Source organism: Amycolatopsis japonica (assembly GCF_000732925.1).
In the GTDB taxonomy this organism is placed as follows: domain Bacteria; phylum Actinomycetota; class Actinomycetes; order Mycobacteriales; family Pseudonocardiaceae; genus Amycolatopsis; species Amycolatopsis japonica.
The window spans coordinates 1473208-1493985 of the sequence record NZ_CP008953.1; the positions used below are offsets into that span (position 1 = coordinate 1473208).

21 protein-coding genes are annotated in these 20778 nt (G+C 64.9%); all 21 read left to right on the top strand.

Annotated features, from left to right (window positions below; all coding sequences use genetic code 11):
• Positions 1 to 141: 141 nt before the first annotated feature.
• The 21 genes from AJAP_RS07265 (at position 142) to AJAP_RS45035 (ending at position 20465) form a co-directional block, all read left to right on the top strand.
• Positions 142 to 1398: a CpaF family protein gene (locus AJAP_RS07265; RefSeq protein WP_228694883.1), complete on the top strand. Its 1257-nt coding sequence runs from the start codon at positions 142 to 144 to the stop codon at positions 1396 to 1398.
• Positions 1395 to 2321 (top strand): type II secretion system F family protein, encoded by a 927-nt coding sequence (locus AJAP_RS07270; RefSeq protein WP_038509161.1) that lies wholly within the window; start codon positions 1395 to 1397, stop codon positions 2319 to 2321. Before AJAP_RS07265 ends, AJAP_RS07270 begins: the two co-directional genes overlap by 4 nt.
• On the top strand, positions 2318 to 3223 hold the full coding sequence (locus tag AJAP_RS07275; RefSeq protein ID WP_038509162.1) for a type II secretion system F family protein: 906 nt from the start codon (positions 2318 to 2320) through the stop codon (positions 3221 to 3223). Before AJAP_RS07270 ends, AJAP_RS07275 begins: the two co-directional genes overlap by 4 nt.
• A gap of 82 nt (positions 3224 to 3305) precedes the next feature.
• Positions 3306 to 4313 (top strand): hypothetical protein, encoded by a 1008-nt coding sequence (locus tag AJAP_RS07280; protein WP_038509164.1) that lies wholly within the window; start codon positions 3306 to 3308, stop codon positions 4311 to 4313.
• On the top strand, positions 4306 to 4560 hold the full coding sequence (locus tag AJAP_RS07285) for a hypothetical protein (RefSeq protein ID WP_038509165.1): 255 nt from the start codon (positions 4306 to 4308) through the stop codon (positions 4558 to 4560). Before AJAP_RS07280 ends, AJAP_RS07285 begins: the two co-directional genes overlap by 8 nt.
• A gap of 45 nt (positions 4561 to 4605) precedes the next feature.
• The gene (locus tag AJAP_RS07290) at positions 4606 to 5025 is read left to right on the top strand and encodes a hypothetical protein (RefSeq protein ID WP_038509167.1); all 420 of its coding nucleotides are present in this window, start codon (positions 4606 to 4608) and stop codon (positions 5023 to 5025) included.
• Between the two features lie 107 nt (positions 5026 to 5132).
• Positions 5133 to 5495 (top strand): TadE/TadG family type IV pilus assembly protein, encoded by a 363-nt coding sequence (locus AJAP_RS07295; protein WP_038509169.1) that lies wholly within the window; start codon positions 5133 to 5135, stop codon positions 5493 to 5495.
• Entirely contained in the window at positions 5492 to 5932 is a 441-nt protein-coding gene (locus AJAP_RS07300; RefSeq protein ID WP_228694884.1) for a TadE/TadG family type IV pilus assembly protein, read from the top strand. The genes AJAP_RS07295 and AJAP_RS07300 overlap by 4 nt, the downstream gene beginning before the upstream one ends.
• On the top strand, positions 5929 to 6342 hold the full coding sequence (locus AJAP_RS07305; RefSeq protein WP_038509170.1) for a hypothetical protein: 414 nt from the start codon (positions 5929 to 5931) through the stop codon (positions 6340 to 6342). Before AJAP_RS07300 ends, AJAP_RS07305 begins: the two co-directional genes overlap by 4 nt.
• Positions 6339 to 9242: a BTAD domain-containing putative transcriptional regulator gene (locus tag AJAP_RS07310; RefSeq protein ID WP_038509172.1), complete on the top strand. Its 2904-nt coding sequence runs from the start codon at positions 6339 to 6341 to the stop codon at positions 9240 to 9242. Before AJAP_RS07305 ends, AJAP_RS07310 begins: the two co-directional genes overlap by 4 nt.
• 194 nt (positions 9243 to 9436) lie before the next feature.
• On the top strand, positions 9437 to 10537 hold the full coding sequence (locus AJAP_RS44505; RefSeq protein ID WP_174492004.1) for a hypothetical protein: 1101 nt from the start codon (positions 9437 to 9439) through the stop codon (positions 10535 to 10537).
• A gap of 1527 nt (positions 10538 to 12064) precedes the next feature.
• Entirely contained in the window at positions 12065 to 13261 is a 1197-nt protein-coding gene (locus AJAP_RS42875) for an AAA family ATPase (protein ID WP_084098068.1), read from the top strand.
• Between the two features lie 72 nt (positions 13262 to 13333).
• Entirely contained in the window at positions 13334 to 14182 is an 849-nt protein-coding gene (locus AJAP_RS07325; RefSeq protein ID WP_456061780.1) for a DUF7192 family protein, read from the top strand.
• A gap of 361 nt (positions 14183 to 14543) precedes the next feature.
• Positions 14544 to 15887, top strand: coding sequence for an ArdC-like ssDNA-binding domain-containing protein (locus AJAP_RS07335; protein ID WP_148311473.1), 1344 nt, complete (start codon positions 14544 to 14546; stop codon positions 15885 to 15887).
• A 142-nt stretch (positions 15888 to 16029) separates the two neighbouring features.
• Positions 16030 to 16572, top strand: coding sequence for a helix-turn-helix domain-containing protein (locus AJAP_RS07340; RefSeq protein ID WP_038509179.1), 543 nt, complete (start codon positions 16030 to 16032; stop codon positions 16570 to 16572).
• Positions 16573 to 16678: 106 nt separating this feature from the next.
• Entirely contained in the window at positions 16679 to 17167 is a 489-nt protein-coding gene (locus tag AJAP_RS07345; RefSeq protein WP_148311474.1) for a hypothetical protein, read from the top strand.
• A gap of 387 nt (positions 17168 to 17554) precedes the next feature.
• On the top strand, positions 17555 to 18283 hold the full coding sequence (locus tag AJAP_RS43575) for a hypothetical protein (RefSeq protein ID WP_148311475.1): 729 nt from the start codon (positions 17555 to 17557) through the stop codon (positions 18281 to 18283).
• 26 nt (positions 18284 to 18309) lie between these two features.
• Positions 18310 to 18609, top strand: a complete 300-nt coding sequence (locus tag AJAP_RS07355; protein ID WP_051972373.1) for a hypothetical protein — start codon at positions 18310 to 18312, stop codon at positions 18607 to 18609.
• 284 nt (positions 18610 to 18893) lie between these two features.
• A complete protein-coding gene (locus tag AJAP_RS07360; protein ID WP_038509184.1) occupies positions 18894 to 19442 on the top strand; it encodes a hypothetical protein in 549 nt (182 codons plus the stop codon).
• Between the two features lie 19 nt (positions 19443 to 19461).
• Positions 19462 to 19965 (top strand): hypothetical protein, encoded by a 504-nt coding sequence (locus AJAP_RS07365; RefSeq protein ID WP_038509186.1) that lies wholly within the window; start codon positions 19462 to 19464, stop codon positions 19963 to 19965.
• A 371-nt stretch (positions 19966 to 20336) separates the two neighbouring features.
• Positions 20337 to 20465 carry a hypothetical protein gene (locus tag AJAP_RS45035; RefSeq protein WP_267284139.1) on the top strand — a complete coding sequence of 43 codons (129 nt, stop codon included), beginning with the start codon at positions 20337 to 20339 and terminating at the stop codon, positions 20463 to 20465.
• Positions 20466 to 20778: the final 313 nt, after the last annotated feature.

A 20778-nucleotide genomic window follows, 5' to 3' on the forward strand; every position in this document is an offset into this window, starting at 1 on the left:
CAGGACAGTGTGCTGACCGGGCGGATCGATCCCGAAGTTGTTCGGGAGATCCGGGAAGCGGTCGCTGCCCGGCTGGAACGCGTCGCGGCAGGCGAGTCCTATGTAGACACACCTCTGACGGCCGAGGAACAGCAGGCACGGATGCGTGCCTACGTGGCCGACGAGGTCGCCGGCTGGGTGCAACGCCGCGCGACCGCCGGACACGCGCCGCTGCCCGTTGCCGACGAACGCCGGCTGACCCGGGCGGTCGTCGCGGCGCTGTCCGGGCTGGGCGCCTTGGAAGAGCTGTTGGAACGCGACGATGTCGAGAACATTCACGTGCACGGCTGTGACCGGATCCTGCTGGAGCTGGCGGACGGCACGGTCGAGCAGTGGCCGCACCCGGTGGCCGACACCGACGCCGATCTGGTGGAGATGTTGGCGGCGATGTTCGCCCGCCAGGGCCAGACTTCCCGGGAGTTCAACGCCGGGCGTCCGCTGGGGAACCTGCGGATCGGCGCGGGTGGCCCGTTGGGGGCGCGGGTGGCCGCGGTGATGGAGGTGTCCGACCGGCCGCGAGTGGCGATCCGCCGCCACCGGCTGGTCGACGTCGGCCTGAACGATCTCGTGGTCAACGGCACGCTCGATCCCTTGCTCAGCGCTTTCCTGCAGTCGGCGGTGCGGGCGGGCTGCAACGTGATCGTCTCCGGTGGCCCGGCCGCGGGCAAGACGACGTTGCTGCGCGCGTTGTGCGCGGAGATCCCGGACTACGAGCACGTTGTCACGGTGGAGGAGGAGTACGAACTCGGGTTGCACATCGGCGCCCGGCCCTTGGTCACACCCTTGGAGGCCCGTCCGGCGAACTCGGAGGGGATCGGGGAGATCTCCTTGGACGACCTGCTGAAGCAGACGCTGCGGCACTCGCCGAGCCGGGTGATCGTCGGGGAAGTCCGGGCCGGGGAAGTGACCGCGATGCTGCGCGCGCTCGGGAACGGCGCCACGGGCGGCATGTGCACCTTGCATGCCACGAGCGCTACGGCGGTGTTCGACCGGATCGGCGCGCTCGGGCAGCTCGCTCATCCGCCGCTGGCGATCGAGGCCGCTTACCAGTGGACTGCCTCTGCGATCGACCTCGTCGTGCACGTCGCCCGCGCCGACCACGCCACGGCTGGTGGGCGGCGCAGGCAGCGGTTCGTCACCGAGATCATCGAGGTCGGCCCGGTCGGGGATTCCGGCCGACCGGACACCACAAGGATCTTCGCCCCTCGCCCCGAAGACGGCCGCGCTGTCCCGGCCTACCCACCAAGCCGTGACCTGCTGGAGCGCTTGACGAGGCACGGGGTCGACCGCCACCTGTTCGACACCTCCGGAGCCGACACCTGGCAGTCCACTGAGCTGCCGGGCGGAGGAAGGCGATGACGGGCGTCTGGGCGGGCCTGCTCGGCGTCGTCGCGGCGGCGGCGATCGCCTGCGCTGTTGCGGCCTTCCGCCCGCCCGCTGCGCGGTCGACGACACCGCGCAAGGTGCGCCGCACGGGCTGGAAGACGTTCGCGGCACGGGTACCGCGGCGGCGGGTCGTCGTCGCGGTCGCCGCGGGCGGGGTCGTGTGGTGGGGCACTGGCTGGCCGGTAGCCATCGTTCTGACCGTCGCCGCGGCGCTGACGGTGCCGATCCTCGCCCGCGGACACGACGCCCGCCGCGTGATCGCGAGGTTGGACGCCCTCGCCAGCTGGGTCCGGCGTCTCGCCGATGTCCTGGCCTCCGGCGCCGGCGGACTGGAGCAAGCGATCGCCACCTCCGCCCGCACCGGCCCCGAAGCACTGTGCAGCGAGATCGAAACCCTGGCGGTGCGTCTGCGGACGCGTGGCCTGGAGGCCGCGCTCCGCGCCTTCGCCGAGGACGTGGGCGATGAAGCCGCCGACGAAGTCGTGCTCGCGCTGATCCTGCGCGCCCGCGCAGGCGGACGCGGACTGGTCGACATTCTCGACAGCAAGGCCACCGCCCTGGAACGCGAGGTCGTCGCCCGCCGCGACATCGAAGCCGACCGCGCTAAGCCCCGCACCGATGTCCGCGCCATCCTCGGCATCACCGCGCTCCTGCTCACCGGCCTGGTCGTCTTCGCGCACGAGTTCCTTACCCCGTTCAACGACCTGCTCGGCCAGCTCGTGATGGCCGGGATCGGCGGTCTGCTGGGCGCGGCCGGGTGGTGGATGCACCTGCTGACCCGGACGCGCCGCCCCGCTCGTCTGCTTGGCGCCGCCTCGAGGATCCCTCCCGGGGCACCGAAACCGAGGCGCACCCCGATCGCTGCTGCCCATGTCGACGTGGAGGTGCCGCGATGAATCCCGGGATCACCGCTGCGCTGCTGGGCGCACTGGGCGGCTTGGCTCTGGTCTGCGTGCTCCTGGCGCTGCTACGCCCGGCTCCGGTCAACGTGGCCGCCGCGGTCGCCGAACTGGACGACCGTGCCTCCCGCCGTGCTGACGGAGCGCCGCCACGCAGCCGCTGGTCGACCCGGATCGAACGTCTGGCCGGAGTCTCCGGACGATCGTCGAACCGCTGGTGGGGCATCCCTGCCACCGACCTCGACGTCCTCGATCAGACCGCCGACCGCTACCTTGCCCGCCGCCTGACCTGGGCTGCTGCCGCTGCCGGAACCGTGTTCGTGATGGCCGGGCTTAGCTGGTTCGGCGGCATCGAGCTTTCCGCCCCGGTGGTGGTGCTGGCCGTGATCGTCGGCGCGGCGGCCGGATCGGCGGTGCCGGTCCTGGCCGTGCAGGAGGACGCCTTTCGGGCGCGGGAGGAATTCCGTCGCGCCACCGCCGCCTATCTCGACCTCGTCGCGCAGGAACGCGCCACCGGCCGCGCCCCCAGCCAGGCGCTGGGGGAGGCCGCCGCCGTCGGAGACTCGTGGGTGTTCGCCCGGATCAGCCGCACCCTCGGCCGCGCGACACAGGCCGGTCATACCCCGTGGGAAGCGTTGTCTCGGCTGGGGAAACGTATGGGAGTCGTCGAACTCAGCGACCTGGCCGACATCCTCGCCACCGCGGCCGACGGCGCCGCCATCTACACCACCCTGATCGCCAAATCGAGCTCCCTGCGCGCCGCCGCGCTGGCCACCGACAAAACCGACGCCAACGCCCGCTCCCAACGCCTCGCGCTCCCCGTCGCACTGCTGCTGGTCGCGTTCCTGCTCCTGGTCATGTACCCCGCCATGATCAGGCTAGCCGCAGGAGGGGGTTAGCCAAAACGCGCGACGTCCCTGGTCGCCACCTCCGCTTTCCTTTCCAGAGACAGAAATCGGCCCCGGCTGAAGGAGAAGCCTGATGCACAACCATCAATCGCCTGCAACGGTGCCGCCGGTACTCGACTGCGTGCTCCCCGACGGCTACGCCACCGTGCTGCTCAATCCTGCGATGACCCCGCGGCAGTGGCGGCGAAGGCAAGCGCTTAGTCTCGTTCGCCCCACGACCATCCTCAAAGGACTCTTCGCTGCAGGGCTGGTCATTCAGATGTCCTGCGGCGGTCACGGATTCGGCGAGAAGTTCGGCATCGGCCTGGTGACCTTGATCGTGGTGCTGGGTGTCTTTCGCCTCCTTGGCCGCTCAGCCAGTGAGACCTCCTTCGAGTATGAAGGTGTACCGCGGCTTCGGCTTCGGTGGGGAGAGTTCTACCGGCGTCGCGATTTCGATGACCTGGGTGCAGATTCCCGTGAACTGGTCGCCGAGTTGCTGACGGGGATGCAGGTGCTGCACCGGAGTCCGGCGCTCGCCTGGCTCGATCCCGCATTGCCGGGTGAGATCCACACAGTGGTGTGGCGGACTTTGTGCTGCCTCGACCGCAGCCGCGAGGCCCGCGCTCTTGCTCAGGAGGTCGCTGCCGAGCTCGACACGACCGATGACCTTATCAACGCGACGCGGCGAGCGGTCGACGACGTCGATTCGAGCCTGCGGGAGGTAGCGCAGCATGTGCGAGGGTGCGTCGTGCTCTGTCGTGCATGGGAGCAGAAACTCCGGCGACACGATCTCGCTGCCCGCGTCAGTCACACCCTGGCCACCATCCCGGGGCAAGACCACCTCACCAGGTTGTCTCAGGACTCCGACGCGTTGCCGCGAAAAATGTTCGCTCACGTCACCGCGGCACGAGATATCACGCATTCCGGGGCATTCCCGTGGGAGCAACCTCCGTCCGAGTGGCCCGGAGCAGGTGACCTCCCGGCCGGGCGAACCATCAACACGCCTAATCACGAAGAGGCAGCCGTGAACGCGAAGTCAACCGGCAAGCCTTATAGACCAACGAATTCATTGGGAAAGGAGAACGGGACTCATGCTTAACCATCTCAAGCGCTGCGCGATCACAGTCCGGCGACGAGGCGCCCGGCTCGGGCTGTTCCTCACCGCGTGGGTGCTCAGCTACGTCGTCACTGCAGAAGACCAGTGGACGCGGGCCCGTGCATCGGGAGACTGCGGATCCGAGTCCGTGGAAAAGGCGGTCCTCGTTGCGATCGGCCTCGCCGTGGCGATCGGGCTTGGCTTCGCCATCCGTGCCGCCGTCCAGACCTACCAAGGCCAGATCAAGTGAACCTGTCCGTGCCAGGAAGCCCTTAACCGCAAAGGAGACCACACGATGCCGACCGCTGAGGAGATCGAACGACGCGTCGAAGTAGCAGACACTGCCCGGAGTGAGAGGAGGTCCGCCGCGGCACGGCGCGTCGGTGACTTGGCAGACCGCCACGCCGAGCTGGCCGAGCAACTCGGCGGCATCGAACGCGAACTGGGTGAGGTACTGGCCGAGTCCGGCGACGTGATCGAGATCGACGAGCTGGCCGCCTTCACCGACGTGCCCGCAACCGAGCTCGCCCGCTGGCTCAACAACGCCAAACCCAGCCGCATCAAGCGGAAGAAGCCCACCGGAACGAATCCTGCGAAGACCACCCAGCCCCGGAAACCGGCCGCTTCACACCAGCCAGCGCACAACGTCGCAGCCGCGCAAGACATTCCACCCGCACGCGGCGGCACCGTTCCTCTCCCGGCGGTAGCGTCGTGACAACATCAACTTTCTCGCTCCGCCAGGCCGACCGGCCACTATGGACACGGTGCCGAGTATCCGTCCGGGCGCGGCTTCACGACGACAGGGGAGCGGAGTCAGTCGGCTTGGCCGTGCTGTTTCCGTTGGTGTTGCTGCTGATTCTCGCTATGGTGCAAGGCGGCCTGTGGTGGCACGCGCACTCCGTGGCCGCTCAGGCGGCACAGGCCGGTGTGGACGCCGGACGTCCTGTCGGCGCCACGCAACCCGTCGCGGCCGCCGCCGCACGGTCGTTCGCCGACCGCGCAGGCCGCGGTGTCCTGACCTCACCCGAGGTTCGTGCCACCATGACCGCCGACACTGTCCAGGTCGCGGTGTCCGGCACGACGGTCCGGCTGCTGCCGATCCCCGGACTTGATATCGGGGTCGAAGTGACCGCGCGAGCGGTCAAGGAACGCTTCACCACGTCTTTGACCGGAGGCGGCTCGTGACTCGCCACGCACGTATCGGTCGGTTGTGGACAGACACGGGTTCCGTCAGCGTCGAAGCCGCGGTGCTCGTGCCCGCCGTAATCATCGTGGGCCTGCTGATCATCGCGGGTGCCCGTGTCAGTTCCGCGGAGCAAGCCGTCGACAACGCCGCCACCGCGGCTGCCCGCGCCGCGTCGATCGCCCGCAGCCCTCACTCGGCGCAGCAGGCCGGAGCGGCTGTGGCTCGTGATCGTCTCGGACGTGAAGGCATCACCTGCCAGGAAACCAGTGTGTCGGTCGACGCCAGCCAGATCGCCGTCGGCCGCGCCGGCTTGGTGAGGGCCAGCGTGACGTGCCGTGTCGCGCTCAGCGACCTCGCCCTCCCCGTCCCCGGCGGTACTCGCATGATCACCAGTTCGTTCACCAGCCCCGCCGATCCGTACCGGGGACGGCCATGATCACCGTGGCACGGCCACGGGATGCCGGGTCGCTCAGCGTGATGATCGCGGTCCTGGTGCCCGCGTTGCTGTTCGTGCTCGCCTTGGTCGTCGACGGCTCCGCCCGGTTGCGGACCATCGCCCGCGCCGACGCCTTGGCTGCTGAAGCCGCCCGCGCCGCCAACACCGCCGTGGACACCCGCAGCCTGCAGGTCGGCATCGACACCGCCACAGCCGCCCGGACAGCGGGCGACTACCTCGCCCGTACCGGGCACCCCGGCCAGGTCAGCATTACCGGTACCCGCACAGTCCGGGTGACGGTCACGGTCACCGAGCCCACGCCCATCGGACTGCTCGGCCGTAGTGTCCAGGCCACCGGTACCGCGGTGGCCGAACTCGGCGTCGGGACCCGCGACGGCGGACTCCCATGACGTCCCCGGCGGCAAAGCGTGTCCGCGGCACGCTCGCCGCGCTGGCTCTGCTCGCATTCGTCGCCGGCATCCCATGCGGGCTGCTGGCCCTTGGCGCCGATCCCGCTCGCCTGATTCCCGAACGGTGGCCGGACCCGGTACAGATCACTCAGTGGCCCGAGCAGATCTGGGCCACGCTGCGCTGGGCGTGGATCACCGGCGACCTGGTGATCTGGCTGATCGTCGCCGTGGCATGGACGGGCTGGCTGGCCCTCACCGTCTCCGTGATCGGGGAAGTGATCCGCCAGACCGGCCGAGCCGCCCGCGGCCCGCTGCGGCGGATCCCGACCGGCCGGTGGATCGCCGGGCTCGTCGCCGCCGTCCTGATCGCCACATCCGCAGGCACCGCGGCAGCGTCCGGACTCCCCGCCACACCGATCACGGCCACCGCCCCACCACGGCCTCATCCGAACCCGGCCAGCGCGCCCCGCGATTCCACTGCGGCCACGGCGACGACAACCACGCACGGCGCGATCCCGTACACGGTTGTGCACGGCGACACTCTGTGGGACCTCGCCGAGCGTCATCTCGGGGACGGCAGGCGCTACCACGAGATCGTGCGGCTCAACCCCACCCTGCTCGCCGGCAACCCGGACGACCTCGAACCCGCCTGGACCCTGCTTCTCCCGCTAGACGCCGCCGGTCTTCCCCCGCGCCACGACACCACCTCGGAGACCGTCACCGTGCAGCCTGCGGACACCCTCACCGGCATCGCCGAGCGCCACCTCGGCGACCAGGACGCCTGGCGGGCGCTCTTCGACCTCAACGCCGGGCGGCCCCAGCCCGACGGCCGTGCCCTGCGCCACCCCGACCAGCTCCTACCCGGCTGGACGCTCGCCCTGCCCGCCACCGCGCCAACCGCACCACCGGCAGAAATCCAGGAACCACCGCCGAGCGTGTCCGCACCCGAACTCCCGGACGATCCACCCCCAACCGGCCAAACACCCCCGCCCACACCCGGGGGCGAACTGCAGAAGCCCGCGGCGTCCGGAGACGGCGGTGTGTCACTGCCGGGCGGGGCGTTCGTCGGCCTCGGACTGGCCGCTCTGATCACCTTGGCGACGGTCACGGTCCGAATGCGACGTCGCCGTTGGTACCGGCCTGGCGTCCGAACCGACGACGATCCCACTGGATTGCCGGTCGTGCGCGCGCTACGCATCGCTCACGACGCAGCCACGCAACCTCCAGCCGACCAGGAGACTCCGGCGACCGAACCGACGAACTCCCGACACAGCCGGCTGGTCGAGCTGGACACCCGCGACCGAGCTAAGGCCGTCGTCCGCGCCGCACACCCGACGACACCCGGAACCGCGGTCGGTATCCGGGACGGACACACCATCGCGCTCGACCTCGCCCGGACACAAGGCCTCGGGCTCGTCGGGCCCGGCGCCCGCTCCGCCGCGCGGGCCCTCATCGTCACCCTGCTCGCGCAAGCCGCCAGCGACAACCTCGACGCCACGATCGTCATCCCGCACCGTGTCGCCTGCTCGCTGCTCGGGGACACCCTCCCGGACCGCGTACCGCGACGGCTGAGAATCGTCGACGCCCTGCCCGCAGCTCTTGATGTGCTGGAAGCCGAACTGCTCGCCCGCACGCACGGCCAGAGCCTCGCCGGGAATGATCCGGATACCCAGACACCTCGCCCGTCGAGCCGTTCCGGGCCCTTTCTCATCGTGGCCGCGCCCAGCGCGGACGCCGACCGGCGCCTGCACACCATCCTCGAGACCGGAGCCCACCTCGGCCTCGCAGGATTGCTCCTCGGCCCATGGCGTCCCGGCGGTACCGTGCGCGTGACCGTTGACGGCATAGTCGACACGGCTTCCCCGGCACTCACCAGCAACCTCGCCGGCGCGCGACTCTTCACGCTCCCAGACGCCGACGCCCGCGATCTGCTCGCACTGCTCCACGCTGTCAAGCCCGACCGCGCCGAACCGTCACAGCAGCACACGTCCGTCGAACCGGCGGCGACGACCGTCTCCGACTACGAATTTAGTAAAGCCGGTCCCGAACACGACGCCGAAACGGAACCGGCACGCACGCAACAGGGCATCGGGCCAGCAGAGACCCACCACGCGGACCGATCCCCGGATCGGTCGCTGAGGCTGCACGTAGTCGGCCGTCTCCGCCTGAACCGCACCGGCCCCGAACCGTACGACCTCGTCGAAGCGCTCGCGCCACGACAACGGGAGATCCTCGTCTACCTGGCATTGCACCGCGAAGGCTGCCGCCGCGAAACCCTCAGCGCCGCGCTCTGGCCGGACGCACCAGCCGAACGCCCCTACAACACCTTCCACGCAACCCTGTCCCAGCTCCGCCGAAGCCTCCGCCGCGCCACCGAGAACGACGCCCTCGACATCATCACCACCCAGGACGGCCACTACGCCCTCAACGAACAACTCGTGACCGTCGACCTCTGGCAGCTGCACGACGCGCTCACCGCCAGCCGAACCAGCACACCGGCCGACGCCACCGAGGCACTGAACGCCGCGATCGCGCTCTACCGCGGAGACCTCGCCGAAGGCATCACCGCAGACTGGATCGACGGACCCCGCGAAGCGCTCCGCCGCGACGTCCTCGATGCGTTCGGCACCCTGATCCGCGCAACCCGTCGCGACGCGCCCGAACACTCTCTCGCCCTGCTGGAACACGCCCGACGGCTCGACCCCTACAACGAAGCGATCTACCGCGACCTCATGCGCACCCAAGCCCGCCTCGGCCAGTACGACAACATCCCGCGCACGCTGCGGCTCCTCGCCACGGTGTTCTCCGAACTCGGAGAACACCCTGCCCGCGACACCGCCGCCCTCGCCGCCGCACTTCAGCAACCGGGAAACGGCATCCCGGGCAGGCGAGCTAGCTGACACGACTGAGCGAACTGTCCTCATCGCGCGCGCGTCCAACTTCGCAACCCAGGTTGCAACTGTTGAACTGTCCGCAACGAGCACCGGGTTCAACAAGTTGGAAGACGGCGATGGCGATACGGATTTCCCTAGGTCCCTACGAGACTCGGCAGAACGACCCCTTGGGGCGTTCCCACGTTGGCTACTTCCCCCGGATGTCCGAAGCCGAAGCATGGGAAGCCGGACGGGGCCTGTGGAAGATAAGCCGCGACCGCCTCGCTCGGCAGCAGTTTGTGCTGATCACGGGAGAGGGCATGGTTCGTGCGGTCGCCGAGATCACCGGTACGACCATCCTGGCCGGGCGCACCGCTCTCGAAGGACAACTACTTGCTGCCGGGCACCCCATCCGGGACGCCTACTTCGACAAGCCAGACCCCATAGTTACTGAGTCGCAGAATCCCGTCGCATACGGAGGATTACCGGAAGAACTTGAACTGCTGGCCCGGCCGTGCGGGTGCGGCTGCGGTGCTATCGGCCGTCGAGATTTTCTTCCCGGCCACGATGTCCGTGCCATCCAGGCCCGTGTGCGCGCCAACTTCCACTCGCCCCTTGAATTTATCCGCTGGGTCGACGCGCAGCTGGGAACCAACGCCAGCACGCCGTCCGAGGAGATCTCGGAGCCGGCGATCGACAACCCGGCCGAGGCAAGACATGAGACCAGCCGAGCGGCGGACAACGACTTCGACACCACCGAACGCGCGATCGTTGAGGCCGTGCAGGAAATCGTCGCTCAGTGCTGGCTCGTGTTCGACTCTGTGGGATGGGCCCGCCTCGCCGAGGCCGCCGGAAGGCACGGGCAGCCAATGACTTCTCGCGCAAAGCTCGCGCACGGTCTCGCCGGAGTCTTCGGCGAGAACGCCCCGAATCTCGTCCGAGACCGCCGAGGTGCCTGGGTGTACACGGTCACCGACCTCTGGGCTGCGGTGAATACCTGGCGCGCATCGCGAGGGCTGAACGACCCCTTGGAGTATTGTTACAGCAGACGCGAAACTAAGGCATTCATCGCCCTGCTGCATCAAGCCCTGAACGTTCGCCACGGACTCGACACGAGCAGCAAGGGCCGCCTTCTTGCTTCGCTCCGCGAAAATGACGTCACCATCCCCACCGCACTACGTTCGAGCTTCGCGGACGTACTGCGGCGCTACCAAGATGACGTGCTCACGTGGCTTCGCCTGGGACCCGGGACCCCCGAGGCGTTGCCGGGTGAGGCTCCGGGGGAGCGGACCGCTGTCTCACCAGACAGCAGCGCTCCCTAGCGAGAAGTCGGCTCTTCATCGAGGCGGCAGGAGCTTGTCCGCCTACTTGTCCAGCTTCCTTTCCGCCTTCCTCTCCGGGGACCTACTAGAGCGGAAAGGGCAGGGAACCTGCTTGTCGCAGCACAGGTACGTCGGTACCCCTTCCTCTGTGCCCCCCAACTTCGGTGCCAGCAGGCATCTGAACAGTCTGTCGGGTGGGTGGTCGGCTTCCGTATGTTTGGATTCGGCGGTCACGTTGGGCACGATGGTTGCGTTCGCATGCCAAGGGCTTCCCGACATCCGAAGTATTCTTCCGCCCCGCCGGCCACCGGCCGGCGGGGCGGCTTGCTGGTCGTCGTGTTGTCCTGCCCACATGACTGTCTACTATGGACAAAAGGTCGTTGCTTGAGATAGGGGACGACGCTTAGCGGCCGCTAAGTGCTCACTGCGGCCAGCTAAGCGCGCCTAAGGCGCCCCCGGAGGCTCGGCTGGACGCTAACGGGACTCTGCCTAGCTCACGGGTACAGGGCTTGACGTAGGCCCGAACCTAAACGAGTCCAGTTTGGGCCCGGACACTGATCGAGGCGAGACGCTTAAGCGCGTGTCGCCCGGCAGTTTCCTCCGGCTGCATCGGCTCATGGCGCCCGGGGCCGGGCATCTCGCGCTGCCCCAATCGAGTGATGTTGAATCTGCGCATTCCGCCTTTGACCTGCGCTTTTAGGCCAAAGTGCAAACGTCGAAGTACGGGGCATCTTGCATAGCCCCGTACGGGGTGCTTATATATGTGACGTACCGCCGAGAGCGAGGCAGGAGAGGTTCTCCGGCTGACGCAAGAGCAGTACCCCGCATCACTGTTGATCTTTCAAAATCGCATGCACTGCGAGCCGCCCCCTGGGCTTAGATCACCGTTCTCTCGAACGGAAACCGCTTGCTGGTCAAGATGGGGAATGAAGTCCTGCCGTGTCACGTAACGCGCTTAAGTCGCGTGACGTGGGACCTAATTCCAGCTAACCGCAAGGGAAGGGGCGTCATCATCGCGCATTCCGGCCGGACCATTGTCCGGTGAGGAACGAAAACCCGCGGTGATGCCTCGCAGTGTAGCGCTCAAGCGCGCTTAATGCGGTTTAGGTGCTTGACACATACATAGTGAGCTTAGCTTTCAAAGGCACGCGTCCGCAGTTGTTGACCGGATGCGCAAAAACGTTTAGCGGGTCGCCTCCGCGCGGACTGGGTCGTCGACTTGTCCGACCTATATCCAAATGTGGCCATTGAAAGCGCGGTGCCTTCCCTTGGTAGACGGCTCACGTGTCGGGCAGTGACAGTGCTTGACGTGCATTTGGAAGAGATGAGCGAATCGTACGCACGGCTACTTTGCAAAACCTTAGACAGATGCAGCGTAAGCATGACGCCAAGTTTTCTTTCGGCACCTTAAACCCGGGTTCTCCGGGGGCCTTCTGCTAGGAAGCCTCAGTCTCTAAGGGCTGCTGACCGGTTCAATTCCGGAGAAGGTGCAGAGTGAATATCCGTAACCGAATTAGGGGTTGATGCATGATGTTCGTCAAGCACTCGAAGCGCACCTTGCGCAGTGGCTGTAAAAAGTGTGGAAAAAAGGCGCTCTACTGGGCGCATGACACGGCGCAGGCGGGCGGAAACTACTGTGACGAATGCAAAACTTCCGGCAAGTGGGTGCTGATCGATAACTTGGGATCACTGCATAAATGCGGTGAAGACAACCCGGTGGACCCGGGCCACGTGGAAGATAACCTGCCGAAGAATACCGATGAAAAAGGTGCTGATCGCATGATCGAAGCGGCGACGAATACGGAAAATCAGGCGCAGTCGCCGACCGGCAATGGCGACGCCTTTGCGGCGTTTCAATCGTTGATTGCAAGCCTTGCTCCCAAAGTTGACAGGGGCGAGGTCGCCGCAATGATTAAGCATGAGCTCGCCAACGTCGTTGTGCCAACGCGTACCGTTGTCGAACGTGTCAGTGGCGACCGTAAAATTGTTGCCAACTCGCATGAGAAGCTGGCCGACGTCACCACCGACTTGCTTGCCGGTGAGCATGTTCTCATGGTCGGCCCTGCCGGTACTGGTAAAAGCACAATTGCCGAGCAGGCGGCCGAGAGTCTCGATATCCCCTACTACTCAATCAGTCTTTCTCCGATGACTCCCGCGTCGCAGATTCTCGGCTATATGCAGGCTGAGGGAGAGTATGTCAGGTCACTTTTCCGCGAAGCGTACGAAAACGGTGGTGTCTTCCACTTCGACGAATTTGATAATGGTCACCCTAGTGTCCTAGCAGTGATCAATGCGGCATTGGCTAACGGTGCGATGGCATTTCCCGATCAAATGGTCAAGCGGCACGTAGACTTCCGCTGTGTCGCCTCGGCCAACACGTACGGTCAAGGTCCAGACCGATCCTACGTCGGGCGACAGCAGATCGACGCTGCAACACTTGACCGATTTTCGGTCGAGAATATCGGGGTAGACGAAGCACTTGAGCATTCGCTTTGCAGTGCTACCGGCCTCGGTAAAGACGACGTCTCCCAGGTTCTGGACTACATTCGACGCCTTCGAAAGCGCGCCGAAGAACGCGCCATGACAGTCGTCATCTCGCCACGTGCAAGTGTCGGAATGTGCCGTCTATTGGCCGCTGGCAAGACTTGGGATGCGGCCGTGGAAGCACGTGTGCACCGGGGCATGGGGGATAAAGACTGGAAAAAACTCTGCGATATCTACTGACGGCATCCATTTTGCAGGTGTACTACTCCGCTTTGCGTGTCGAATCGGATTGCATTTGAAAGGTTGGGTCAAGTGGAAGTAAATGAAACGCCTAGCGAAGTCGAGCTTGTATTCGGATCGGTGGGCGAAATGGCCGAGTTCTCGCAAAGGAATATGCACTTCTATGATCGCCTTCTGCGCAAGGAATGGCATGGGGTTGACACGCATGCCGAGGCTCGCAAACTGGCGGCCGAAGGTTGGATTGCGGAGGCTGAGCTGGCAATGGAAGTCGCCAGCGAGGCAGTCGAGTTGGTGCGGCGAAAGCACAAGCTGACCGGTTTTCGGCCAGTCTGGGAGGTAAGTGGTTGTGAGATAGATGTAGCGCGCTACCTGGCAGGAGAACCCGAGAATATGATCGACTACGAAATTGTTCCGACATCGCGCTCGGGGCGGGTAATCGTGCTCTGCGCATCGGTTGCCTACAGTACGGCCGTATCGCCGGAAACCATCAAAAAGCGTGGCCATGGCATCGCAGCGCTTACCTTTGCGCTTTCGGCGCTTGGGTTCGCGACGGAGCTATGGGCGGACATGAGCTTTGGGGACGCTAAGAAAGGCTCGAAGTTGTTCGGGCGGATTCGCGTGCAAGTAAAAGGGGTCAACGATTCGCTAGACCCGGCGCTTATTATGTTCGGCTTCTCGCATCCGGCCATGCTTCGAGCCCTCGGGTTGCCCGTAATGCACGAGATGCCTTCTCGTTTTCATCGGCCGATCGACATAGGTGGCCATTACGGCTACCCCGTTGACCCTGATCAAAATCTTCCCGATGGAACTATCTATCTGCCCTGTGTCATGGCCCCGCGGGACGTTCCTGAAGTCAGGGAAATTCTTGTCGGCAATCTCCAGCAGTTAGGCATATTGGAAGGTGGTTTCGATCTGCCCTGAACCATATGCGTCCCACGTCGTTCTGAATTTTGTGTTTGTGGTGGTACGTGTTATTTCGGTGTCGCGTGGCTCTGCCTCGCGACACCGTGACCACACGGCCCGACCTTGATCGTTCGGCAAATGAAAGAAGCCTAACGTGGTTAACCTAGGTAATATTGCTACGGCTATTGCATGTGAGTTGGGTGAGGAATGGCATGTCGAGTCAGGTCAGAGGTTTGACGGCCGAGATGTCTACCTGCGAGGCGCTGACGACGTGCGTATACGAGTCGCTACGGAGCACTACAAGAAATATGGCAATAACAGATTCTTCGTGTCGGAAGCGGTTTGCGGTGACTTGGGCAAGTTTGTACAGCATGACCGAGTGATCAGCGTTGCCAGAGACCGTGATATTAGGGAGATCGCGTGCGAGATCCGGCGACGTCTGCTGCCCGGAGTAGGAGAAGCGATCGCCAGGGCTCGCGTCGACAAAGCCGAGAGCGACATCCGGGACGCTGAGCATCAGCAAACCTGTGAAGCGATGGCGAGTGCGCTCAATGGCGCGACCTATCGCCATGATCCGAACAAGGTCCACTTCGGTTCATACGGTGATGGTGTCAACGGCACGGTCGAGATTCGCAAGTTCGGTGACCATGTCAGATTCGAAATAGCCGTGCCAAAGAAGCTCGCCCCAGCGATGGCCGAAAATATTTCCTCATTGGGCAAAGTAGATGTTTCGGAAGGAAGTGAACCTCAGATGGCTCCGGAAGTAGAGAGTGAACGGGAAACCCCTGATCAGGTTCTGACGGAAGACGCGAACGATGGAAAAGAGAAGCGGTCGAAGCTTACCCCAGAAGAACGCAAGGAGAGGCACGACGCACTGAGCAGAAAACTTTCCGACGGCATCGCCGAGCTGGCAGAGGACGACGGCCGATGGGAAGAGTTCCTCCGGGCGGCACAGGGCTTCGCGGCCACCTGGAGCTTCAACAACATCATGTTGATCCTGTTGCAAGCGGCGGAGCGAGGGTTCACACCGTCGATAATGAAAACGTCCAGGGCATGGAACAAGCTCGGGCGCAAGATCAAGGCAGGCGAGAAGGCCCTCTACATCTTCGAACCGATGAAATACCGTCTTTCGCTGGAAGAGGCTCAGAAGGAAGGAAAGAAGGGGTTCGGCAGTGACGGTAAGCCGCGGATGGCTATCCGTGGCGTTCGGCCTTCACCTCGCTTCGACGTCAGTCAGACTGAGGGCGAGCCGCTCCCCGAAGACCTGGCAAGTCGTGCTCTCGTCACCGACGACGAGATCGCGGAAGTCTGGGAGGCGGTCGCCGCTGAGATCCGGGGGTCTGGCTACGACGTGGTAGGCGGACCACCCGATGACGTGGACAGCTACACGGATCCGGAAGCCCTTGAGGTTTGGGTCTGCGACACCCTGGACGACAAAGCGGCAATCACGGCCGCACTCCGCGAGCTGGCGCACATCCGGCTCGATCACTTGGACGACGCAGACGAGTATCGGCAACACCGCGAACGGATGGATCGTGAAGCGTCAGCGGTAGCGATCATCGCAGCAGGTGCCCTAGGCCTGAACACCTCGCCGCATCAACAACCTGCTCTCGCTGACTGGCTGGAAGGTGATGCCGAGTTGCTCGCCGAAACCGCCGAGCGAGTAACGACCGCAGCGCAGGAAATCATCCGGGCACTCCAGGAGCCCGCCGTACCCGTGTAGGGGCAATGCTCGGAGGCCGGAGTCTCCGTCCAACCCGTAGAAGACAGTCAGGCCCCGCATGCCGAAGGCCGTGCCGCTAGCGGTCGCGCACATCTTTGGATGCGCGCGCGCCGTGGCCACACGGAACACGGAGGAGATACCAATGGACGACATGACACATGCAGAACGACAGGGTACGACGCCCCGAGATCGACAAGATCCGGTCGGGTTCCGGCTGGCCGCGCCGGCGACCGTCGACGGGTTCACGGTGGTCGAGGTCGCGTTCTTCACTCCTGGGGGTTCAGGGTCCAACGCCTCAGCGTTGGCCGTGACCCGCCGGAGCACGAACTACAGCACGCACGTCTTGCTGTACGACGAGAGCCGGGATGCATGGTCGCTCGAGGTCGGGCACTACGACTTCGCCACGCTGCCGCTGGCCCAGGAAGACCTCGCCGCACGGGGCAACATCGCCCTCGGAGGCGCCGTCGCGCCGATCGAGGTCAAGGAAATGCAGGACGTAACCCACCTGCCGTCGACGGGGACACGCGAGCTGATCGTGGAGTGGGTCCGAGAGCATCAGGGTAAGACCCCGGCAGAGATCGCCGCAGGACTTGGGCTCGGACGAGACCAGGTCCGGCAAGCATGCCGAAGGATGGTGCGCGATGGCCAGCTGCGAAGCACGCCCGGAGGCACCTACTACCCCTGACCGGCTACGGTGTCACCCGAGGCTCGCTGAACAGGCGGAACGGCGGATTACTCCGGCCACAGCGATCGGACTGCCGCGAACGCGCGGTGACACGGAAGTGCAGGTGATGACGCAGGTGGAGCCGCTGGAGGTAACGCCGGAGGTTCAGACGGTCATCGATGCCTGCCGAGAGTTCATCACCGGAGGCGGGGGCTCCTCGATCGAGGCGCTCTACGGTGGCAACGATCTGCCAGAACTACAGTCCGCGGTCCGTGAGCAGGTCGACCTCCTGGTGAGGCTCGCGCGGGCTGGCCAGCTCGTCGGCGTGGAGCTCGAACCGCCCACGGGCGGCGAAGACTCGGACGACGATGCCGTCGCGCGCTGCTCGCGTGCCGTCGCCCGATGGAGGGTCAGTCGGGACCTGCACAAGAACCTCCGGGCCCGGACGACGCAGGCGAAAAACGACGAGCGCGAGAAGCAGCAAGCCCGAGACAAGGCCGTGCTGGACCTGGCGGCCGCGCGACCGGACTGGGGCACCCAACGAATGGGCAAGGCAGTCGGCCTCCCGGAAAAGACCTTGCGCGACATCCTCACAAAAGCCGCCAATCCGCGCTAACAGCCCAGCCAGATTGCCCGCGAGAGCAAGCTCTTCAAGATGTTAAGGGCGCACCCGTCGATTCAGGCGACCAAGCCGATATCTGAACCGTGCCCAGCCTGAACAGCTAAAGTACGAGCGCGGCCCGTGCATGCGTGCCCTCACGGCCGTAGCCGTCCACCTATCACGCCTTGCGGAATTCAATAACTCGCATGTCCACGCGACTTCCCCGAGGTTGATGTAGCAACCGGGGCATGACGCCAGAATTCGTTTGTGCGTCGACGACATGCGCAGACCACTGTGGAAGATTCGAAATTCCTTGCCTATTGGATGGCCTTCAAAAGTTCTCGCATAGGGACACCCTAGTGAATCGATTGGTCGAAAGAGTATCTCACTTGAGGAGTAGCCATGGTTGCATCGGCTAATTTGAACGCGGCAAGCAACGAAGTCTATGTCGCCTTGTTAGTGCCAGACGCCCCATCCTTCCCTGCAATTATCGACGATGAGAGGTGGAACACCTTTGCCGTGCCGAGGTTTCGGCGCGCGACTGCTGAAGCGGTCGCGTCGTGGCTCAATGCCATGTACGAGGAAGACCCGCGAACCTGGCCGGGTGGAGCCGCTTTTGGCCCGGACGGCGTTCTGACCGTGCTGGAAGGAGAAGAACGCGCGACTGTGCGGGTTCTTCCGGACGCGGAAGGCAGGTACGCGATCGGCTTTCAAGGTTGGGCGTGGGTACTTAGCACTCCGACCATTGACAAGCATTGCAATGCTGAATTGCTCGACGATCGGGCGCGGCTAACGGCGGAGAGTCGCGAAATCCTCGTCACCATCAACATCGATGGCACGGACCCCGCGTTCCCCGCACTGCCCTCGGCGGAGCACGGCTGGTCCCGGGCGGGATGTCCGCGGTTCCGGCGTGAGGTCGCCGAGGTGGTCGTTGCCTGGATCAACGACGTCGCCCGCAGTAGCCCAGAGGGCGCAGACCGCGCGTACTGGGACGCCGACACGATCGTGCTGCTGGACAACCAGGCAATCGCCGACGACGGCTACCTGCCGACCCGAATCGACGCCGATTCCGACGGACGCTACGCGATCGGCACGACATTCGAATGGGAGCTCGTCGATCAAGAACTATAAATTTGCAAGCAGTTCGAGGAGGAAACATGGAAGAACGAGACGACATGGTCGTGACACTGGATATGCCTGGAACCATCGCGGAGTTCCTGCAAGATCTGGATATGCAGGACGACGAGATCGAGGCATACGACGGTGCTCGCTTCATCAATCGCTCTCGCGGATACACGCTCCGCGTCACGGCGACACTGGCTGTGCATAGAGCGCTTCTCAGTCGTTGCTGGACATTCGAAGGTGGCGACGGCATCGAGTCGAGCTCAACCGAACGATCGGCTTACCGCGCGTACGCGCAGCGGATAGAACGCGCAGAGCATGACCCTAGTAAGTAGTCGATACCGCATGCAAGCACGCCAGAAGGAGTGGGAAGATGGTCAAGAATCACGAACCCAAATACCCGTTTCGGATTCTGCGGACTGCTAAGAACGTCCGCCGAGTCTCGATTCCCTATGACACACGCGAAGCACGGGATGCAGCGGGCAGCCGTTATGCGGAGCAGGACGCCGCGCGGGTCCTGCTGGAGTTCTGGAGCGAAACTCACCCGCAGGACCCGCTGAACGAAGGGTGGGCTTGTGACGGACATGTCGATCCGCCCGGAGCGGCCCTTGCTGGCCCGTTGGACGATGCCTCCGCACTGCTGACCCGTATCCGCGATGCGCTGATGCAGATCGACGACGCCGACCGGGCGGGGACGCCCGGTGACGAAGACACAGCACGTGAACGGCGCGAAGCCCTTCTCGATGACCTCGTCGGGGCGGTGGACGTCCTGGACAAACTGCTGTCCGAGGGCGGCGCCCTCCCCGGAGCGTGGTCGCGGCGGAGCACCAAACAGGCAGTGACCTACGCCGCGGTCACCCCCGATGTGTCGGACGTCTGCCAGACCCATGCCGGAGCGAAACTCGGCCCCATGGTCGTCCAGGGCGTCGAGGACGCCACGAACGCCGGTGTCTACCACTGCCGCTGGTGCAGCAACGCCTTCAACCGGCAGCAGCAGGCAGTGCTCGCGCGGCATCCGAACGAGGACGAGCTCTACGGCTTCCACGAAGCCTGCGCCGGGGACTTCGCCCTCAACTACCTCCCCATCGTGGTGACCGTGCGGCCGGACCGCTCAGCCCAGGTCACCGGTCCACCGAACACCAGCGTCACCGTGCTCATCGAGGACTAGCAACTCAGGAGGAAGGGCCATGCAGCAGAAGACAAGAACCATCTACGTCGCCGTCCACCGAGTCACTGGACAGGAGCTGGAAACAGGCTTCCCGGTGAAGGTCGCAGGCCCGCACGGGCGTGGTGCTGTGTTCCTCCACGTCGTACGGCCTGATCGCCGCGAGCCGCACCGGGAGCTGGCCGAGGTTCACGTCTGCTGGGATGCGAACGGCCGCACCAGCGACTGCTGGGCGCGAGACGTCGGGATCCGGGTCGAGCCACGCGAAGTACCCATCACAGGAACGACGCCGCTCGTGCCGGCAACGGCGCGCCAGCAGGACGCTATACGCCACGCCGTTCCCGCAGCCGAGCTGGACGGCTGGCATTTCGGCACAGGGAGCATCGTCGTGCCGCACCCACCGCTAGAGGCACTCGCGGTAGTCCAACGGGCCTTCGACTGGGCGGCGGAGAAGTACGGCGCGAACAAGTTCCCTGCGGCTTCACTTCGTTCCGTGCTGAAGAGCCTCAAGGAGAGGACAAGCTGAGACACGAGGGATTTCGGTACGTGCAGGTCGGCGCGGGTACGCCAATGAGTGCCCGCGCCGACCTCAAGTCCTAGCAGACCCATCGGCGGCACGCCGTCCCACCGCGAGCGCCTTCCAAGGGACAGCGCGAGTGCAAGCGGACAGGACGTGCCCCCTCGAATCGCAACCGGCTTGGAGAAGAGACCATGACTGCGCGCCCCAACAGCCCCGACCCGTCCGCCTTCCCTCTGGAGGAGGCATGCCCTGCCTGTCACGTTGAAATCGGACAAGCTCACGAACATCGCTGCGAGGTCGCCCGCTGCTTGGCCACCGGCCGACAACGCAACGGCCACATGTACTGCCGTTGTCCCGAGGACGTATGGACGGGCCTGATGTCCGGGATGGCCGAATGTATCGAGTTCGGCTGGATGCAAGAAGGAGACCCCAGTCTCCCCGACCTCAACCGCCTCTACACCGCCGCGACCTGGAACCCTCGCCGCCGCCGCTGGACCCGGCCCTGAGCTGCCGACCCCGCATAACCACAATCGAATGAAAGCCTTGTTCCACGGCCCGTTGCGGGAACGCTGTGCGCTGCACGTGGAAGCGACGCCACCAGGGTTCCAGTTGGGCCGAATGGCGGGGCCCTGTAGCTCCGCCTGCGGGAACCCTGAGCCCTGTCATACGACCTTGCCAGTTGTTGATCATTCACCCAGTTAGCCCTTGTCTGGTATCTAACGTGCCGTGTTCACTTACGGTGAGTGCAACCGCTCGCCAGGGGAGGGTGAAGGTGGCAGTATTTTGTGCGTCGGGGAAGGCTTACCTTCAGTAGATCGT

What these genes read in the sequence shown, in the direction of transcription:
- AJAP_RS44505 (WP_174492004.1), top strand. Translation starts at nt 9,437, where the DNA reads ATGTCCGAAGCCGAAGCATGGGAAGCCGGACGGGGCCTGTGGAAGATA.
- AJAP_RS07345 (WP_148311474.1), top strand. Translation starts at nt 16,679, where the DNA reads ATGACGCAGGTGGAGCCGCTGGAGGTAACGCCGGAGGTTCAGACGGTC.
- AJAP_RS42875 (WP_084098068.1), top strand. Translation starts at nt 12,065, where the DNA reads ATGATGTTCGTCAAGCACTCGAAGCGCACCTTGCGCAGTGGCTGTAAA.
- AJAP_RS07355 (WP_051972373.1), top strand. Translation starts at nt 18,310, where the DNA reads ATGGAAGAACGAGACGACATGGTCGTGACACTGGATATGCCTGGAACC.
- AJAP_RS07270 (WP_038509161.1), top strand. Translation starts at nt 1,395, where the DNA reads ATGACGGGCGTCTGGGCGGGCCTGCTCGGCGTCGTCGCGGCGGCGGCG.
- AJAP_RS07340 (WP_038509179.1), top strand. Translation starts at nt 16,030, where the DNA reads ATGGACGACATGACACATGCAGAACGACAGGGTACGACGCCCCGAGAT.
- AJAP_RS07310 (WP_038509172.1), top strand. Translation starts at nt 6,339, where the DNA reads ATGACGTCCCCGGCGGCAAAGCGTGTCCGCGGCACGCTCGCCGCGCTG.
- AJAP_RS07275 (WP_038509162.1), top strand. Translation starts at nt 2,318, where the DNA reads ATGAATCCCGGGATCACCGCTGCGCTGCTGGGCGCACTGGGCGGCTTG.
- AJAP_RS45035 (WP_267284139.1), top strand. Translation starts at nt 20,337, where the DNA reads ATGTCCGGGATGGCCGAATGTATCGAGTTCGGCTGGATGCAAGAAGGA.
- AJAP_RS07280 (WP_038509164.1), top strand. Translation starts at nt 3,306, where the DNA reads ATGCACAACCATCAATCGCCTGCAACGGTGCCGCCGGTACTCGACTGC.
- AJAP_RS07285 (WP_038509165.1), top strand. Translation starts at nt 4,306, where the DNA reads ATGCTTAACCATCTCAAGCGCTGCGCGATCACAGTCCGGCGACGAGGC.
- AJAP_RS43575 (WP_148311475.1), top strand. Translation starts at nt 17,555, where the DNA reads ATGGTTGCATCGGCTAATTTGAACGCGGCAAGCAACGAAGTCTATGTC.
- AJAP_RS07365 (WP_038509186.1), top strand. Translation starts at nt 19,462, where the DNA reads ATGCAGCAGAAGACAAGAACCATCTACGTCGCCGTCCACCGAGTCACT.
- AJAP_RS07290 (WP_038509167.1), top strand. Translation starts at nt 4,606, where the DNA reads ATGCCGACCGCTGAGGAGATCGAACGACGCGTCGAAGTAGCAGACACT.
- AJAP_RS07265 (WP_228694883.1), top strand. Translation starts at nt 142, where the DNA reads ATGCGTGCCTACGTGGCCGACGAGGTCGCCGGCTGGGTGCAACGCCGC.
- AJAP_RS07305 (WP_038509170.1), top strand. Translation starts at nt 5,929, where the DNA reads ATGATCACCGTGGCACGGCCACGGGATGCCGGGTCGCTCAGCGTGATG.